This window comes from Gilliamella sp. wkB112, from assembly GCF_001690685.1.
In the GTDB taxonomy this organism is placed as follows: Bacteria; Pseudomonadota; Gammaproteobacteria; order Enterobacterales; family Orbaceae; genus Gilliamella; species Gilliamella apicola_J.
Window position 1 is genome coordinate 119,267 of the sequence record NZ_LZGL01000003.1, and the last position, 16,798, is coordinate 136,064.

Sequence of the window (16,798 nt, forward strand, 5' to 3'; positions counted from 1 at the left end):
TATACTGAATCCATACCACATTGCCAAATTAAGTCATCTCTAAACAGAGTGTTACTCTTCGTATTTGAATTCACCAAGAATTTTTTTACCTAGACTAATCGTGGTTTTAAAAAATTCTAACAAAAAACATAACTATTTACATGTTAATAAGTGTTTTTATTTGTTTTTGGTGTTACCTGATGGAGGGGGAATAATATTTAAGAATTCTCTAAATAGAGAAATGAATTCTCACAATCAAGAATCACTATTTTCCGTAAAAATTAATACAAACATCATAAAATCAATATGATAAAATTTTACATTTTTTTGTATTTGTAAAGGCGATTGGCTGTTTCTCTAGTAAGAGAAATAAAATACCCTTATTTTTCAAATAAATAACAATAAAGAGTGTGACGCACCTCAAAAAAATTGCAATTCAAAATTTACACAATTTTGAACAATTTAAAAAAGCAAAATAAAACAATGAATTATTGACTGGCATGCTTTTTGCTTTGTATTAATCGATGATGATTTAAATGCAAACGTTATCTGAATGTTAACAATAATATCGCAATAAAAATTTACGTCATAAACAGTGATTAGTATAAATTAAAATGGGGGTATTTTATGGAAAAAATCGAACAGGTAAGACCAAGATCTGAGATGTCAAAAGCAGAATGGAAAGAAGTCACCAAATTTGATAGTGTTGACATTGGTTGGATTATTATGAGTATCGGGATGGCCATCGGTGCCGGTATTGTATTCTTACCGGTACAAGTTGGTTTAATGGGATTATGGGTATTTTTATTATCATCCATTGTTGGTTACCCTGCAATGTACCTTTTCCAACGACTTTTCATTAATACATTAGCCGAATCAAAGGAGTGTGTTGACTACCCAACTGTTATTGGTGGATATTTAGGCAAAAACTGGGGGATGTTTTTAGGATTTCTTTATTTCGTAATGTTAATTATTTGGATGTTTGCTTATTCAACAGCAATAACCAATGATAGTGCCTCCTATTTACAAACATTCAAAGTAACCGATACTTTACTTTCTAAAAATCCTTTATATCCTCTTTGTCTAATTGTTTTCCTCGTTGCCGTCGCGTCTCGGGGTGAAAAATTACTATTTAAAGTTTCAAGTGTTATGGTTATAAGTAAACTAGCCATCATTGCTATATTAGGTTTATTAATGATTGGTATGTGGGATATTGGTAATAATATTGGTAGTCTACCACCTTTAGGTTTACTGATTAAAAATGCGATTATTACACTGCCTTTTACTTTAACATCTATTTTATTTATTCAAACACTAAGCCCAATGGTTATTTCTTATCGATCACATAATAAATCAATTGAGGTTGCTCGTTATAAGGCACTAAGAGCAATGAATATTGCATTTGGTATTCTATTTGTAACAGTATTCTTTTATGCCGTATCATTCACATTTGCAATGGGACATGATCAAGCGGTAAAAGCTTACGAACAAAATATTTCTTCACTCGCAATTGCGGCACAATTTATTAGTGGCGATGCCGCTAAATATGTAACACCTATTGGCATCATTCTAAATATTTTTGCCGTTGTAACAGCGTTCTTTGGTGTCTACCTTGGTTTTAGAGAAGCGGTTCAAGGCATTATTATGAATATTTTAAGGCGATTCTTACCTGAAGAAAAAATCAATCAAAACTATGTACAAAAAAGCATTATCCTTTTAGCTGTTTTATTAGCGTGGTTCGCGGTAATTCTTAATGCACCAGTTTTACTATTTACATCACTTTGTAGTCCAATATTTGGCCTTGTAGGTTGTTTAATTCCAGCGCTACTTGTTTATCGAGTTCCGATGTTACATAAATATAAAGGTTTTGCACTCTATATTATTATCGTCACAGGTATTCTTTTGTGTATTTCACCTTTATTAACGCTATTTTAAGTAAATGGAGGTAATAAATGGACAAGCAAACAATGTGGCAAGAATTAATTAAAGTGGTGAAACATGAAGTTTTGCCGGCAATAGGTTGTACCGAACCAATATCGCTCGCGTTAGCGGCCGCCGTTGCCGCCGAACATCTTGATAAAAATGCTATTAAAAAAATAGATGCTCGCGTTTCACCTAATTTAATGAAAAATGGTATGGGGGTGATGGTTCCTGGTACTGGCATGGTTGGGTTACCGATTGCAGCTGTAATTGGTGCACTCGGTGGTGATGCTCATGCCGGACTAGAAGTGCTCAAAAATATTACTCCACAACAACTCGCTCAAGCAAAACAGATGTTAAGGGATAATAAAATTAGTGTAGGCATTGCAGCTGAAAGCAATAAAGCAATCTATTCAGAAGCTAACCTTTATACAGATAAAGATTATGTGAAGGTTTGCATTGAAGATTCACATACCAATATCATCCTTATCGAAAAAAATGGTGAAATACTATTTCAAAAAGATAAAAATGTTGGGGAATCTTCACAAGATAACAAAGTCATGCAACATGCATCAGTAAAATCAATTTATGAATTTGCGACTCACGTCGATTTTGAAGAGATCAAATTTATTTTACATTCAGCTGAATTAAATGATGCATTATCTCAAGAAGGATTAAAGCATACTTATGGCCTTTGTATTGCAGCAACCTTACAAGAACAGATCAAAACAGGTTTACTTGCTGACGATTTACTCTCAAAAGTCATAATAAGAACCACCGCTGCATCTGATGCCAGAATGGGGGGCGCAACACTCCCGGCAATGAGTAACTCGGGTTCAGGTAATCAAGGTATTGCGGCAACAATGCCTGTTGTGGTTGTTGCCGATTATATTGGTGCCACACAAGAACAACTTGCAAGAGCATTGATACTATCGCACGCTATTGCGATCTATATTCACAGTAAATTCCCACCGCTATCAGCACTTTGTGCGGCTTCAACTGCGGCAATGGGCTCTGCTGCAGGCATGGCATGGTTGCTTAGCCAAGGTCAATATGAACCGATTGATATGGCGATTTGCAGCATGATTGGAGACTTATCTGGTATTATTTGTGATGGCGCATCAAATAGCTGCGCAATGAAGGTTTCAACATCGGTATCTTCTGCATTTAAAGCTGTGCTTATGGCATTAAGTCATATCCGAGTTACAGGTAATGAAGGAATTGTTTGTGATAGTGTTGAAACATCAATCGATAATCTTGGCGCTATCGCAAGCAACAGCATGAAAGTCACAGATACACAAATTATTGATATAATGTCACATAAAGCTTAACTTATAGTTATAAAAAAGCGCCTAATGCATAGTATTAGGCGCTTTTTATTATAGATAATTTTGTACTATTTTAAAGGATAGTTACACAACCAATTTTATAATAAAAAGATTACATTACTAATTATAATTAGAGGATACAAACACGGATACATTCTTTTACCTAAAACCCCCCCAACCCAACAATACCAATGCATACAAAGGCCTCATTGATTCCGCGTCCTGAACCAATCACCAAATCCTAAGACCTGCTTTCAGCAGGTTTTTTATGGTTAAAGCCTTTATTTGTAGTGCTTTTAGAGAATTGCTTGTTTATGTTTATTCACTTTGTTTTATTGTCTTACTCTTCAATTAATCTTGGGGTAAACAATCTTTTTCGCCGGTATTATTGTAATTAATATTTATGTTAGGATTTTTTTGCGAGATTAATAACGTTTACAGATTTAACTTTCAAAGACTGATGAATGCCTTATTACTTGTTCAATTTATGCTTTTATCATTATTTATTGATGTACTCTAATTAAGATATTGTTATCAACTTGAACGAAATATATTATTTATAATTTAGAATGTCTAAAAATTGGTATCTTTTACTGGTTAATAGTATCTTTACCAAAAAATTTACAATATTTACTAAAAATAAAATATTAGGTCTGAACTAGCATTCTAAATTTAACTTTTAGTAATATTTTTAATTGGTCAATTTCTTTTTGAATTTTTTTAAATTATAAATTATTGGTATTTTAATTGATTTTATAGTCAGTAATTAAATTCTAATTGAAGATTAGTTTTATTTTTATTAACAAGTTTTTTATTAATACTTATTGGATAGATGTAGTTATATTAGTCTAAATTTCTACATCATTATCTTTACAGCACCGAATAATAATGTGGTTTATTTATATGGCTAAGAATCTTAAAGGTAATGATATTATTTCTTTCGCTAAAATATTGATTCCTACTTTAGGAAAAAAAGAGCGATTAGTAGCAAATTTTATTGTTAATAATTATGAGAACCTCAATGTTATTGGCATAATTGGATTATCAAAACAATTAAAAGTCAGTACAGCTTGCATAACTAAAGTTGCCAAAAAATTGAAATGTAGTGGTTTTTATGATCTTAAAAAAGCTATTTCGGTAAATGAGGAAGAACATCAAAAAACTGAATTAATAACTCGCTATGAAGATGTTTTAGAACAAACTTTTTTAAGTTCTATTATAGCATTACAAGAATCATTAACCTTGATTGATATGAAACAGTTTAAACAGGTGGTTTCATTATTGGTTAATATTAAAGATAATAACAAAATAGTCATGGCAGGGTGTGGTGGTTCAGGTGCTATTTGCGAAGATTTTTGCCATAAATTGTTAAAAATAGGTATTTTTTCTAGTGTATATCGTGATTCACACTTACAACAAATGAGCGCCTCTTTGTTAGGAAAAGGTGATATTGTTATTGGTGTTTCTCACTCAGGCAAAACTGCTGATATTGTTAATATGCTGGAAATAGCCAAAAATAATGGTGCAACAACGATATGTATGACAAATTATGTTAATAGTCCAATTACCTTCGTTTCCCATCATCCTTTAATCTGTTCTGTTAAAAACCATCCAATTACTGGTGAGAATGCCACCACCAGAATTGTATTACTCAACATTTTAGATGCCATCTTTACCATACTGGCGATGCAAAAAAAATCTAGCAGTCAATATAACTTATTAAAAACTCAAAATTCAGTAAAAAATAAACGGTTGTAATCATTACCCAGTAGTAACTGATTGAATTAAATATGCTGGTTATTTTGATTATTTTGAATGAGGTGATGATAATATGATAATAAAATTATTTATTACCATATTATCAAGAATTATCAGCATAACACTGGAAAATTATTTTGTTGTTAGTTTTTTATTTACTAATTCATCCGGAGTTTTTAGTAATGGTGTCAATACAGCACTAAGAACATAAAGCCCAGAATAAATACCTATTACTCCTCCCGCCCCAAGCGAAGTATAAAAAATGGCTGTAATTGCGGGAGCTATAAATGCGCCTAAACCAGCACCTAAATTAAGTATAGACATTGCCGCACCTTTATTGTCTGGAGCTAACATAGGGAATAAAGCGGATAAAGGTACATAACCGGCCATAGTTACACCACATAAGCATAATACTACTGCCATAACGTAAAAGTTATGCCCAAATAACTGTGGAACCAACCAAACTAATATTAACACAATAGCATAGCTTATTCCCCCGACCCACATGATGGTATTTCTCCAACCAAAGCGATCACCAAAGAAGCCAAAGAATAGATTTGCAAAAATTGCCACTAAAAAGACAGCTGACCACATATGGAGCCATTCGGTTTTTGAATAACCAAAGCTAATTAAATAAAGTGGCAGGAAGGTTGCAAGTCCATATTGAGCCACACCATTAATTGATTTCACGATTAAACCTATGGACATGACTGGGCGTTTTAAAATGGTTATTGCTTTGACTAACTCGGCTATACTAAATGGGTGGATCTCTTCATCTGGGACTTTATCTTTATTCACTAAAATTGCAAATGAAGCGCCAACAATAACGAAAATCATTCCAGTCCACAGTAAATGTATTTCCCCCATTACTGGCAACGCCATTGCTGAAAACCAAGGACCAATAACACTTAAACCAAGAGAGAAAGTAAACCAAAACCAGCCTACAGCAGTTGATCTACGTTCAACAGGGGAACTATAGTTAATCCACACTAGGAATGAATAAGCAAATAGTGGGTAACCAATCCCCCTAATTGCATAAAAAGGTAACATCCATATCATTTCCATATTGCGTAGACCGATACCGATAAAACCAACACTACCGATTACAAACGCGATAACTCCAAAAAACATTATTTTTCTTGGACCAAGTGTTTGTACTAATACACCTGTAATCCATGCAGCAAGAGTAACTGTGACACCATAAGCAGTGATGAGGTATGACGCTTGGGCTACAGAAAGTCCTCGTTCGACCATCCATATTGAAATCCAAGCCTGTTCTAGCCCATCTCCTATCATAAATATTGTTAACCCAATATAACCCCAAAGTAAATTTTTGGGTAAACCTAACTTATCAAACATAGTAATCTCCAAGCAACAAGGTTGCATAAAATAAAAAAAACGAGATAAAATGTTCATACTCAAGTTATATTAAGATGCTGTTCCATCAACAGTTTTCGACAATTTAAAAAAATTATTATTCATAGTTTTTCTAAAATGCTTAATATTTATGTAAATTAAATACGAATCTTTTTAAGATAGACTATTTAATCAAAGGCGTTTAGCAACAACCTCATATTTTTTGGGCATCTTCATAATACTTTGGTATAGAGTTATTTATCATTGTTATCATTAATTAACGACATTAATAATTTTTGTATTTTTGTTGCATCTTGATTACGGATGATATCTGTCATATTATCCATACCGACTTTATCAATAAAACATGCTAACTTTTTATACATTCTTATGTTTTGTGTACATTCAGCTACTGGATCTTCACGCGTTGGGAATGTATCGAAATAAATGAGGCCTGAAAAATTAACTCGCTTAGCGTAGTAGATGTACTCTAAAGTTTGCATTAAATGTACGGAACCAAGCATTAGACCATCATCGGTATGGCCGTAACCATCATTCAAATGAAAACCGACCAAACGTTTTTGCATTGAGGTTAAGAATAGAGAAAAGGCAGGGTTTTCTTTTTTCATTATCATATGGCAAAAATCTAAAGTGACACCTAAGTTAGGGGCTCCCACTTTTTCGATTAATAAAAGCGTTGAGGCACAATCACCGATAAATGAGAAAGTTCGAGGCTCATATGGTTTATATTCAAAGCTAAACTGAATATCTGGGTTAGGTAAAATTACACGACGTAATGCATCTACTAGTAACTCGTAAGCACGAAAGTAATCCTGTTGGAAACAATAATCATAACCATCATAACCAAACCACAATGTCACAGTATTTCCACCAAGAAAGCGGCACATTTCGACTGCTTCTAATGTAGTCTTAATTGCTCTTTCGCGGATACTTTCATTAGGATTGGTAAATTCACCATCAATAAACTCTTTATTATAACGAAGAGCAATGCCGCCCATATTTAGATTATTATTTTTAATGGCTTGTTTAATCTCGTGTTTGTCTTGGTTTATAAAATGTTCCGGATAGTTAAGTTCAATATGAGTTAGTCCTTGTACTTGACCCATGCGTGCGATGAGATCACAAGTTGTCATATTTATTCCAGCTTTATAAAGTTCAGGACGAGATCGAAAAGAATTTATACGTGAAGAAAATTTCATAATTATTTTATCCTTGTTTGTTTTTTTCTTGTTATAACGAATATTTTTATGGAGGTAAATGTAAGCAATTAGGTGTTACTAAAAATAAAATTAATTAAGCTAATATGATGTAAATATTTTATTTTTAGTAAAATAATTAATTAAAATCTTTTACATTTTGTGATTGGTTTACACTTTATTTATTATGATGCTAATTCAATTTTTCTGGACGAGCGGTAAAAATTAAGTCGCTTTAAAAATACCGTTTAAATAACAACGGTTTAAATAAGGAGTTACCATGAAATATGATGTAGTTGTCATCGGAAGTTTAAATTATGATATTTTAATTCAACAAGATAGGTTACCTTATATTGGTGAAACTTTTATTGGTAACGAATTATTAATGATGTCTGGTGGCAAGGGAGCTAATCAAGCAGTCCAATGTGCAAAGTTAGGTCTTAAAGTAAAATTTATTGGTTGTATTGGTAATGATATATATGGTGATGAACTATTAAAATCACTTAGAAATAACAATATAACCACCGATAACATATATCGTAGAGGTTCTAATTCTGGAATTGGTATTGTGCAAATTTTAGAAACCGGGGATTATTGTAGTACTATCATTAAAGGTGCTAATTATTTATTAACCAAAGAAGATATTAAAGATGCTTTTTTTGAAAATTCACCATTAGTGATTTTTCAATCTGAAATTCCCCCAGAAGTCGTTGAATATGCAATTAGTAGAGCTAAATTTTATGGTTGTAAAATTATTGTCAATAATGCCCCAGCTAGATCAATACCAGCAACCATATTAAAGCAAATTGATTATCTAGTTATTAATGAAACAGAAGCTACGTTTATGGCTAATAAACATGTTGAAGACATCAATGATGCTCAAACTTGTGCTGAAGAGTTGTGTAAAAATAATCCATCAGGAACTGTTATTATTACTTTAGGTGAAAACGGTTCGGTATTTGCTGATGCAAATAATGTTACTCATCACCCAGCAGTATTTTGCCCACAAGTGGTTGATACTACAGGCGCAGGTGACTCCTTTATTGGAGGGATTGCTTGGAGCATAATCCAAAATATACCAATGAATGAAGCTATTCCGTTTGCTGCTGCAATTAGTACTTATTCTATTCAAAAATATGGTGGTCAAAGTTCGTTCCCAATGTTGTCAGATGTTCAACATGTATTGGAAATAAAAAAATAAATAGTTATGTAAAAACATAATTTTTAGACAATTGTGTATTATTGGCACAGTAAAGATGGATGCTTTTGTGTGTGAACTTGTAGATGAACAACCACAATGTTTAGAACATAATGGAATTCGTTGGTTAGAAAGTGAAGAGTTTAATGATCAGATTAGCGTAACAGGAAATTAAGCCAATTGATAATAAAGCTTGTATCTTTTTTTAAAATGGCGAAGTTAATATCATACAGGTAAAGGCACAAAACAATAATCAACAATCAGCAGAAGAATAGTGCTTAATTTTACAAACAATATTTACGATTCTATTGGATGGTCTTTCGACGAAATCTACAAATTAATCCTTTTAACAATACTACTGATGCCTAATCTGGTATTCTGGTCAACACAGACTTGGGCTATCAGTTAGATAAAAAATAGATAGTCATTCTAAATGGCTATGGCAGCTACTAAATCAGCATGTTGGTAACCCATCAAACCATAGAACATTACCAAGCAATAAACAATTCCCTTACAAATGTTAAATATTTTTAAAATTCAAGTTACTGCGTTTACTATCACTTAACATATCGTTAACTTGACAAATATTGACGGGTTAATTAAATTGTCGCCTCCATAATTTTTTTGAATTGAAGATTATGTATGACACCTCAGAAATTATTGCCAAAGGGGGCATTTGAGGTCAATTGCTGCATTTTGCCAATAACTGTAAAGATAAAATCATTGATCAAAATGCCATGCCTTATGGACTGACATCCGCGTAGTATAAAACATTACTTCATATTGTTTTTAGAAATTTGATAACACCGATGGCACTTAGTCATGCATTACCTATTGATAATGCAGCAATAAGGCGTTGGCTCGATCGTAGAACAACCAGGGTTTTTAATTCACATCCGAGGTAAATAAGATAGACGGCAAATTAACATCATATTAACTCAACAAGGTGAACAAATAAGTAAAAAATCCTCCCAATTTTGGTCAATGCTTTAATCAATTAACCAGCCAATTAAGTCATGCAGAAATAATGTAATTAGAAGCATTGCTTAAAAAAATGTTACTCACTAACGGCTATTTAGCCAACAACTTTGAACATAACAATATAGACGAATTCAATGACAGCAGAACAAATAAAAGATAAACAAAAAATGACACAACAACGCAAAAAAACGCTCACTATTTTACTGGTGATTATTTTATTAAGTGGTTTAATCATCCTCGCGTGGTATTGGTTTTATGGACGATGGTATGAAACTACTGACGATGCTTATGTAAATGGTAATATTGTGCAAATCACGCCGTTGATTGACGGTTCAGTAGTGAGTATAACTGCCGATGATGGGGATTTGGTAAAGCAAGGGCAACTCCTTGTGGCACTCGATCCTAATGATACCGAGATAGCCCTGCAACAAGCTAAAGCTAATTTAGCTAATAGTGTGCGCAAAGTACGTAGTTTATATCGCACAGTCGATAGCTATCAAGCGCAGCTTAATAGTAGTCAAGCAACTTTAGAGAAAGCGGAACAAGATTATGAACGCCGTAAAAAACTGATTGCAAAAGGTGCCATATCTCATGAAGAGCTAACACATTCACGGGCGACACTCCAAGAAGCGCAGGCTAATTTTAATAGCATCTTACAACAACTGCAAAGTAATAAGGTGTTAATTGATAATACCAAGATTGACACCCATCCTGATATTGTTACCGCATCGGCGCAACTAGAACAGGCTTACTTAAACTGGTTAAGAAGTGATTTAATTGCGCCAGTTTCAGGTTATATCGCTAAACGTTCCGTTCAAGTTGGGCAACATGTCGAAAAAAGTAAACCGTTAATGGCGGTTATCCCACTTGATCAAGTATGGGTTGAAGCCAATTTTAAAGAAACCCAATTGCAATACATGCGTATTGGCCAACCGGTTACTTTAAAAGCAGATATCTATAGTGATGTGGTATATCACGGCAAAATTGCAAGTTTAGGTGCGGGTACAGGCAGTGCTTTTGCTTTACTTCCGGCTCAAAATGCTACGGGTAATTGGATTAAAATAGTACAACGCGTACCAGTTAAAATCCAATTAGATCCTAAAGAACTGCAACAACATCCGCTACGAATTGGCTTATCAATGGATGTAAAAGTCGATTTACGCAACCAAGATGGGGCGGTTCTGGCACAGCAATCACCTGCAACACCGGTATTTTCAACCGATATTTATCATCAACAATTGGTTGCAGCCAAAAATATGATTAAGCAGATTATTGCCCAAAACGCAAATACAGATAAATAAACAATGATGAATTCACAACAAGCTTTATTTAGACCCGCGAATCTTGTTTTAGCCACAATCGCTATTTCGCTTGCCAGCTTTATGCAGGTGCTTGATACCACAATTGCGAATGTGGCATTACCCACTATTGCAGGAAATCTGGGCGTTAGTTCTGAACAAGGAACCTGGGTTATTACCTCGTTTGCGGTATGTAATGCCATCACTCTCCCACTTACTGGCTGGTTATCAAGACGAGTCGGCGAAGTTAAATTATTTATTGGTGTGGTACTGTTATTTGTTATTACTTCTTTCTTATGTGGTATCGCCACCAGTATGACCGAGCTGATTGTTTTTCGTTGCCTACAAGGTGCTGTGGCGGGGCCGCTCTATCCAATTGCACAATCGCTGTTACTAGCAATTTATCCCCCTGCTAAGCGGGGTATGGCACTGGCTATTTTAAGTATTGTCACCGTTGTTGCTCCAGTTGCCGGGCCAATATTGGGCGGTTGGATTTCGTATAATTATACCTGGCCATGGATATTTTTTATCAATATCCCTTTTGGCCTTTTTGCGGCTGTTTTTGCTTATCAACAGATGAAAACTAAACCACAAACAACTTCACGTCTACCTATTGATTATATTGGATTAATCAGTTTGGTGATTGGTGTTGGTGCGCTACAAATTGTGTTAGATAAGGGTAATGATCTGGATTGGTTTGAATCGAACTTTATTATATTTGGTTCTGTAATTGCTGTTATTGGTATTGCATTTTTTATCATTTGGGAATTAACCGATGTAAACCCTATTGTTAACTTAAAACTGTTTATTAATAGAAACTTTAGCATTGGTTGTTTTTTATTGATATGTGGTTATTCGGGCTTTTTTGGTATTAACTTGCTGTTACCGCAATGGTTACAAACACAAATGGGTTATACCGCTACTTGGGCAGGCTTGGCTGCCGCTCCGATTGGTTTTATTCCTATTTTATTAACGCCTTTTTTAGGGCGCTACGCACATTATTTTGATATGCGTTTATTGGCTAGTTTAGCGTTTACCGCCATTAGTATTAGTTGCTTTATGCGAGCGGGATTTAACACGCAAGTCAATTATCAGCATATCGCTTTCGTTCAGCTCTTTATGGGGCTTGGCGTGGCACTATTTTTTATGCCGGTAATGTCTATTATTTTATCCAATATTCAGCAGCATCAAATTGCTGAAGCCTCAGGCTTAGCGGCTTTTTTACGTACCTTAGGCGGTAGCTTTTCAGCGTCATTAACCTCATGGATTTGGACGAGGAATGCTAGTTTACATCATGCTTACCTTAGCGAAAGCATAACGCCTTATGATCCAACCACACAATATGCCCTAAATCAATTAGGTGGGCATTCAGTTGAAAGCTACACAAAATTAGAAAATATAGTGAATACTCAAGCCTATATGTTATCAACCATTGATTATTTTAGCATGCTAGGTACTGCTTTTATTCTACTCATTATCGTTGCTTGGTTAGCATCGCCAAGACAAAAACAATAGTGAACTTTGCTCGTTTTTTAATATTTATATAAAGACTATTACCATGCACTCTGCTAAATGGTAGAGTGCATGATGATTTCTATGTATGGTGAACTGAAAATAATCAGTAATTTTTATGGTAACTTATTAAGTTAAAATTATGGTAGTAATGTTATCTCAAAATCATAAATCTTAACTCAAAAATGTAATAAGCACTTTTAACTCTGCTTTCTCATTTTTATTCAAATGAAATAGTGATTCTATTGCCGAATGGTAAAATTGAATTAGGAATGATTAAACATTATTCATATCATTGTTATTAGTATTATTAAATAGGCCAATCAATTTAATTGGGATTGCTGTGCTTATTTTGGGGTTATAATTATTTTTTCCAAAAAGATGTTACTTACCTGCTATCAATGAACTAATTTATAAAGATTAAATACTAATAATATTAAAAGAACAAGATTTTAATGGGATATGTAATTATTATAGGTACTCGGTAGTTTAAAATAGTGTCAGTTTTAAACTGTATCTTAAATCCTTTTTTCAATTTTGGCGTCTGTATTCCAATAATAGATATCAAAATGGATTAATTATTATAATAATCTAATTAATATTTTTTATATAAAATCTCACAATTATTTGTGTTTTTTAAAAATTATTTAGCTATAACTTGTTATCTATTTTCATAATTATATTTTATTAAATTATTACAAAATAATTTGTTAAGATTTTTAAAAAATGATAGGATTAAAAACAATCATGATATTTTTTTAAAAAAAATTGAAGCATATTTCTCTTAATTTAATCCATTTTCTCAAATATTCGTTCATCGGTATTTTTAATACAGCGATTCATTGGGGATGTTTTTTTTGTTTTTTTTATTTTACTGGTAATCAAAGTACTTCAAATCTAATTGCATTCTTGGTAGCTGTTACTTTTTCTTATTTTGCAAATGCAAAATTAAATTTCAAGGTTGAATTAAATATATTTAGATATTTAATTTTTATTTGCTTTTTAGCTTTGATTTCTTTTTTGATAGGACTTGGGTCAGATCATTTTAGCATTAATCCTTTTTTAATGTTAATTTCTTTTTCTTTAATAAGTTTGATCTTTGGTTTTTTGTTTTCTAAATGGTATGTGTTCAAATGAAGATTTCTTTAGTAGTTCCTGTTTATAATGAGGAACAAGCAATAGGATTGTTTTATCAAGAAGTACGAAAAATATTAAAAGATTACTGTGTTGAGATTATTTTTATTAATGATGGCAGCCAAGATCAAACGGAATTGATTATTGATAATTTAGCTGCAAAAGATGATCTTGTGAAAAGTTATTCTTTTACTCGAAATTTTGGTAAAGAATCAGCCTTATTTGCAGGACTTACTTATGCAACAGGGGATGCTGTTATCCCTATCGATGTAGATTTACAAGATCCTATTAACATTATTCCTAAAATGATTATGTTTTGGAAAGAAGGATGTGATGTAGTACTCGCTAAACGCATAGATAGAAATTCAGATAGCTTTCTCAAGAAATTTACTGCATCTTTATTTTATAAACTTCATAATAAAATTAGCCAGCCAAAAATAGAAGAAAATGTAGGTGATTTCAGATTACTATCGAGAAGTGTTGTAGATAAACTTCGAGTTCTTCCTGAACGAAATTTATTTATGAAAGGGCTTTTATCTTTTGTTGGGGGAAATGTCAAAATTGTTGAATATAAAAGAGAAGAACGTAAAGCAGGGAAAACAAAATTCAATGCATGGAAACTATGGAACTTAGCATTAGAAGGTATTACTAGTTTTTCAACCGTACCTCTTCGTATCTGGACATACCTTGGCTTTGTTATCGCAAGTTTATCTTTCTTTTATGGTGTTTGGATTATTTTACAAAAACTAATTTGGGGTAATCCTGTTGAAGGCTATCCATCGCTAATAGTATCTATCCTATTTTTAGGTGGGATCCAACTTATAGGAATTGGTGTATTAGGGGAATATATTGGTCGTATTTATATAGAAATCAAGCAAAGACCGAGATTTATTGTTAAAGATAAAATGGATAAGAACTAAATGAAAAATTTTTTAATTTATTGCAAACTGAGTAAAATTTATATTTGCATTGGATTAATGTTACTTTATATTTTCCCTACAATTTCAAATAATATACCTTTTAATGATGATTTTTTAAGAATAAATTATGCGTTTGGTTGGGATCATGACGGAAGGGTACTGTCATCAATATTGATGAAAATGATATCTATTGGCAATAAAGTATTATATCTAAGCCCATTAACAGCGTTTATATCCATTATATTAATTTCTATAAGCTGTTTTTATTTTTCTTACAAACTTAATGTTCGTAATATTATTGCTATTAATCTAATTCCTCTTGGGGCATTGATAACCCCTTTTTTTCTAAATAGGATTAATTATCAATTTGATTTCCTTCCCATGACTTGTGCTTTTTCACTTGCTATTACTTCAGCTACTTATTTTGTTTATAACAAAATAAATATTAAAAATTGTTTTTTATTATTTGTTATGTTACTAGCTCTAATGCTGTTTTATCAAGCGGATATAAATTGCTTTTATATTATATTTTTATTTTGTTTGTATATTAGATTAAAAAAAGAAACTTTTAATAATATTTTTAAAATTGCGCTAATTGGTTTTTTAATTTCTTTTTTATCTATCTTTTTAGGGAAACTTTTTTCATCTTTCTATATCAAGCCAGGAAATAATTCTTATTTAACAATGCTTTCTATTAAACAAATAAATATTATTGTAGAAAATTATACGATCTATTTTAGATATTGGTTTAATATGTATAACAAATCTGTTTATGGCTTCATTTGTGCAATCGCTGCGTTTTCCTCTTTGATTATTTTATTCATTAAATCAACAAAAAAACAAAAAATTGTATTTCCTATTTTAATTTTTTCTCTTTTATTTTTTATTAGTGGACCTTTAATCTTTTTTAATCCTCCGGCCGTTGGTGGGCGTATACTAATATCATTTAGTGCCATTTATTTATGTTTATTTTATTGTTTGTTTTTATTGAAAAATAAATATGCTTTTGGATTAATTTTTATTACTTTGTTTTGTCATTATGTACAAGCATATTGTGCTTTTAATATTCAGAGAGAGCAATATGAACTAGATATGAATATTTATACTTCTTATGTTAGAAGTATAAATAATGTTAATACAAAAATAACCAATGTGAATATAATTGGGGAGCCTCCTTTTGCTGAAATTACTAAAAATACAAGCCAATCGTTTCCTGTAACTATGGCATATCATGATATATTTTTCCATAGATATACTCGATTATGGAACATGAATGGTATATTTACTAAATATGGATTAGTTATTAATCCGCCAATTTTTGATAGGCAAATCGTATCGAATGAAGAATTAGCTGATTGTAAAAACATTGTTGAATTTAACCAACTTTATAATGTGTTGGTTAAATTTGAAACAATTATTTTTGATTTTAATAAGACATGCCCAACTGAGGCAAAGTATATATTGAATCAACTTGATTCAAAAAATAAAATTATGTTTGATAAAAAACTAAAAGGGAATTTAGAACTTATCTCTTTGATTCCATATCGCGTCTCGTTACTTGATAATGTTATTTTTGAATTCAATGAATCATTATTGAATGTAGCACAAAGTGATGCTAATTACTTTTTTATTCACTTTTTTGAAAAGGGTAAAGAAGAGTATATTAACAATGGTAAGTTACTTAACGAACAAATTAAAATTGGAGACAAATATTATTTTTTAAGTCCAATCAATGGGGCAACTTGGGATAAAATTGAGAAAATTAATTTTGGTTTTTACAATACAGAGACAAAAAATACTTCAGCAGAATTTAGTATTTATTTAAAATGAGGATTTTTCTCAAAATAATTTGTATTATTATATAATATATAAAAAATCATATTGTTATGAAGATAAATGGCATTTCATGATTTTATTCTTAGGTCTAGATATGTACAATGCAAAAGAAATTGAAAAATATGATTTTTTATTTCAAAATTAGCTATTAGTTTCATCTTTAAAATGTCACTTTTATTATCATGAAATTAGTTTGCTCGAAATGTTTAAACAACAATAGCCCATTTTTAATAAAATGGGTTAAAAAACTTGATTGATAACTAATTGTTTATGTTTTATTGCTATCTTAATATTTAAGATAGATTCGTGCTATCACGACTAAAGTCGCAGAAACATACCCAACCCTTTTTATATAATTTTT

11 protein-coding genes are annotated in these 16,798 nt (G+C 31.9%); 9 read left to right on the forward strand and 2 right to left on the reverse strand.

Annotated elements, in window-relative coordinates; all coding sequences use genetic code 11:
* The first annotated feature begins 606 nt into the window (after positions 1-606).
* The 3 genes from A9G12_RS00680 to A9G12_RS00690 all read left to right on the forward strand — a co-directional run bounded on the left by A9G12_RS00680 (position 607) and on the right by A9G12_RS00690 (position 4,985).
* Positions 607-1,914 carry an amino acid permease gene (locus tag A9G12_RS00680; protein ID WP_065563961.1) on the forward strand — a complete coding sequence of 436 codons (1,308 nt, stop codon included), beginning with the start codon at positions 607-609 and terminating at the stop codon, positions 1,912-1,914.
* Between the two features lie 17 nt (positions 1,915-1,931).
* Positions 1,932-3,230, forward strand: a complete 1,299-nt coding sequence (locus tag A9G12_RS00685; protein ID WP_065563962.1) for an L-cysteine desulfidase family protein — start codon at positions 1,932-1,934, stop codon at positions 3,228-3,230.
* A 900-nt stretch (positions 3,231-4,130) separates the two neighbouring features.
* Positions 4,131-4,985, forward strand: a complete 855-nt coding sequence (locus A9G12_RS00690) for an SIS domain-containing protein (RefSeq protein ID WP_065563963.1) — start codon at positions 4,131-4,133, stop codon at positions 4,983-4,985.
* Between the two features lie 132 nt (positions 4,986-5,117).
* Here the strand turns inward: A9G12_RS00690 and A9G12_RS00695 are convergent, their stop codons facing one another.
* Positions 5,118-6,344, reverse strand: a complete 1,227-nt coding sequence (locus A9G12_RS00695; RefSeq protein WP_065563964.1) for an MFS transporter — start codon at positions 6,342-6,344, stop codon at positions 5,118-5,120.
* Positions 6,345-6,595: 251 nt separating this feature from the next.
* Positions 6,596-7,561 carry a sugar phosphate isomerase/epimerase family protein gene (locus A9G12_RS00700; RefSeq protein WP_065563965.1) on the reverse strand — a complete coding sequence of 322 codons (966 nt, stop codon included), beginning with the start codon at positions 7,559-7,561 and terminating at the stop codon, positions 6,596-6,598.
* 277 nt (positions 7,562-7,838) lie between these two features.
* On the opposite strand from A9G12_RS00700, the gene A9G12_RS00705 reads away from it, so the two are divergent.
* The 6 genes from A9G12_RS00705 (at position 7,839) to A9G12_RS00730 (ending at position 16,431) form a co-directional block, all read left to right on the forward strand.
* Positions 7,839-8,759, forward strand: coding sequence for a ribokinase (locus tag A9G12_RS00705; RefSeq protein WP_065563966.1), 921 nt, complete (start codon positions 7,839-7,841; stop codon positions 8,757-8,759).
* A gap of 1,112 nt (positions 8,760-9,871) precedes the next feature.
* On the forward strand, positions 9,872-11,038 hold the full coding sequence (locus A9G12_RS00710; RefSeq protein WP_065563967.1) for an EmrA/EmrK family multidrug efflux transporter periplasmic adaptor subunit: 1,167 nt from the start codon (positions 9,872-9,874) through the stop codon (positions 11,036-11,038).
* A gap of 3 nt (positions 11,039-11,041) precedes the next feature.
* Entirely contained in the window at positions 11,042-12,550 is a 1,509-nt protein-coding gene (locus tag A9G12_RS00715; protein WP_065563968.1) for a DHA2 family efflux MFS transporter permease subunit, read from the forward strand.
* 765 nt (positions 12,551-13,315) lie between these two features.
* A complete protein-coding gene (locus A9G12_RS12590; RefSeq protein WP_218056534.1) occupies positions 13,316-13,684 on the forward strand; it encodes a GtrA family protein in 369 nt (122 codons plus the stop codon).
* Positions 13,681-14,601 (forward strand): glycosyltransferase family 2 protein, encoded by a 921-nt coding sequence (locus tag A9G12_RS00725; protein ID WP_065563969.1) that lies wholly within the window; start codon positions 13,681-13,683, stop codon positions 14,599-14,601. Before A9G12_RS12590 ends, A9G12_RS00725 begins: the two co-directional genes overlap by 4 nt.
* Entirely contained in the window at positions 14,602-16,431 is a 1,830-nt protein-coding gene (locus A9G12_RS00730; protein ID WP_065563970.1) for a glucosyltransferase domain-containing protein, read from the forward strand.
* Positions 16,432-16,798 lie beyond the last annotated feature (367 nt).